Source organism: Kitasatospora nipponensis, from assembly GCF_039528135.1.
GTDB classification, from domain to species: domain Bacteria; phylum Actinomycetota; class Actinomycetes; order Streptomycetales; family Streptomycetaceae; genus Kitasatospora; species Kitasatospora nipponensis.
In genome coordinates, this window is record NZ_BAAALF010000376.1 from 1 (window position 1) to 2,798 (window position 2,798).

Here is a 2,798-nt window from a genome sequence, read left to right on the forward strand (position 1 = left end):
GTCTGCGCGACGCTGGCGCAGGCCGAGTTGGTGCGCGGGCGCACGGCGGCGGCCGCCGAGGCCGCCGAACAGAGCCTGCGGCTCGAGCCGTTCCACGACGGCGCCTGGCGCGCGCTGATCGCCGCCTACCACGCGGCCGGCGACCGGGTCTCCTCGGAGCGCGCCAGCCGGCGCTACGACACCCTGCTCGACTCGCTGAGCGGCGCCGGCTGACCGGTCGTCAGGCGGCTCCCCGGCCGGCCGGGTCCCGGCCCGAAAACCCGGTGACCCGGCCGTCCCGTTCTCACTACACTCGCCATCGTCCGCGCGCCGCACCGACCTTGGCGGCGCGCACCGTACCGAGCGAGGGGAGTGGAGCCGTGCGTCACCGCACCGCTGTCGTCGTTCCCCCGTCACGGTACGAGGTGATCCTGGTGTCTTCGTGCGCCCGGTGCCCGCTGCGCGGCCGGCACCGGATGTCCGTGACGAACGCCTGACCCTCCCGACCCTCCGCCCCACCCCGCGAGCCCGCCCGCCCCGGTGCCCCGTCACCGGCGCGGCCGTGGCCGGCGCGGTGGCGCGCGGTCGGGTCCGGGTCCGGCGTGATCCGTCCGGCAATCGCGCCGCCCTTCTCCGGTCACCCCTGAAAGGCCATCGGCCGTGCGCACCGACCTCCGCCAGCAGCGTCCCAACCCGCTCACCGACGTCCGCAACCTGGGCATCCTCGCCCACGTCGACGCCGGCAAGACCACCGTCACCGAGCGGATCCTCTACCTCACCGGCTCCACCCACAAGCGCGGCGAGGTCCACGACGGCACCACCGTCACCGACTTCGACTCCCAGGAGCGCGACCGCGGCATCACCATCTTCGCCGCGGCCGTCAGCTGCGCCTGGGACGGCCACCGGATCAACCTGATCGACACCCCGGGCCACGTCGACTTCTCCGACGAGGTCGAGCGCTCCCTGCGGGTGCTCGACGGCGCGATCGCGGTCTTCGACGCGGTCGCCGGCGTCGAGCCGCAGAGCGAGTCGGTGTGGCGCCAGGCCGACCGGCACGGCGTCCCGCGGATCGCCTTCGTCAACAAGCTCGACCGGGCCGGCGCCGACCTCGACGCCGCCGTCGACTCGATCCGCCGGCGGCTCCACCCGGCCCCGCTGGTGGTGCAGTTGCCGATCGGCGCGGAGGACGGCTTCACCGGCGTCGTCGACCTGCTGCGGATGCGCGCGCTGCTCTGGGCCCAGGACCGGGACACCTGTCACGAGGAGCCGGTACCGGCCGCCCTGCGGGACGAAGCCCTGCGCCGCCGACAGGTGTTGGTGGAGGCGGTGGCCGAACTCCATCCGGGCGCGCTGGAGGAGTTCTGCGCCACCTCGACGCTCGGCGCGCCGACCCTGGCCGCGGCCCTGCGCGACCTGACCCGCAGCGGTGAGGGCGTCGTGGTGCTGTGCGGCTCGGCCTACCGCAACCGCGGTATCGAGCCGCTGCTGGACGCCGTGAACGCCTACCTGCCCTCCCCGCTGGACGTCCCGGCGGTGCGCGGCACCCGCGACGGCGCCGAGCAGGAGCGGGCCGCCGACCCGGCGGCGCCCTTCGCGGCGCTGGTGTTCAAGGTCAACTCGACGGCCACCGGCCGGCTGACCTACCTGCGGGTGTACGCGGGAACGATCCACAAGGGAGGGACGACGATGGACGCGGGCACCGGGCGCACCGAGCGGATCGGCCGGATCCTGCGGGTGCAGGCCGACCGGCACGCCGAGGTGGACCTCGCGGTGGCCGGGGACATCGTCGCGGTCGTCGGGCCGAAGGCGGCCCGCGCCGGGGCGACCCTGTGCGACCCGGCGGCCCCGCTGCTGCTGGAACCGCCGACGGTGGCCGACCCGGTCGTCTCGGTGGCGGTCGAGGCGCGGCGCTCCGCCGAGGCCGAGCGGCTGGTGGCGGCGCTGGCGCGGCTGGTCGAGGAGGATCCCTCGCTGACCGTGCGGACCGACCCCGAGACCGGCCAGACGCTGCTGTCGGGGATGGGCGAGCTGCACCTGGAGGTGGCGGTGGAGAAGATCCGGCGCGCCCTCGGGCTCGAGGTCACCGTCGGGCGGCCGAAGGTCTCCTACCGGGAGACGGTCGGGCGCGGGGTGTCCGGCCTGGTCTACCGGCACGTCAAGCAGGACGGCGGCGCGGGCCAGTTCGCCCACCTCGTGCTCGACCTGGCGCCGCTGACCGGCGACGACGGCGACGGCCCGAGCACCGGCACCGGGACCGGGACCGGCACGGACGGCGGCGGCAGCGCCACCGGCTTCGTGTTCGGCTCGACCGTCACCGGCGGGCGGGTCCCGCAGGAGTACGTGCGGGCGGTGGAGGCGGGCTGTCGCGACGCGCTGGCCGAGGGGCCGCTCGGCGGACACCCGGTCACCGGGCTGCGGGTCACCCTGACCGACGGCGCGACCCACCCGAAGGACTCCTCGGAGCTGGCCTTCCGCACCGCCGGCCGGCTCGCCCTGCGCGAGGCCCTGCGCGCCAGCGCGATGGTGCTGCTGGAGCCGGTGGTCGAGGTGACGGTCACCGTGCCGGAGGAGGCCGTGGGCACGGTGCTCGGCGACCTCGCGGCCCGCCGCGGCCGGGTCAGCGGCTCGACCGCGCGCGGCACCTCGGCCCAGGTCACCGCGACCGTGCCGTTGGCCGAGCTGTTCGGCTACGCGACCCGGCTGCGCAGCCGTACCCAGGGCCGCGGCACCTTCACCACCCGGCCCGCCGCCCAGGCCCCCGCGCCCGCCGCCGCGGCGCAGGCGGCCGCGGCGCTGTAGTCCGGGGCCGCCACCGGTCG

At 76.3% G+C, this 2,798-nt stretch carries 2 protein-coding genes; both read left to right on the plus strand.

Annotated elements, in window-relative coordinates:
- Positions 1 to 213 (plus strand): BTAD domain-containing putative transcriptional regulator (locus ABD323_RS40305; RefSeq protein ID WP_344447087.1); only part of this gene is annotated, 213 nt, incomplete at its 5' end.
- A 426-nt stretch (positions 214 to 639) separates the two neighbouring features.
- Positions 640 to 2,778: an elongation factor G gene (gene fusA, locus ABD323_RS40310; protein WP_344447088.1), complete on the plus strand. Its 2,139-nt coding sequence runs from the start codon at positions 640 to 642 to the stop codon at positions 2,776 to 2,778.
- The last annotated feature ends 20 nt before the right edge of the window (positions 2,779 to 2,798 follow it).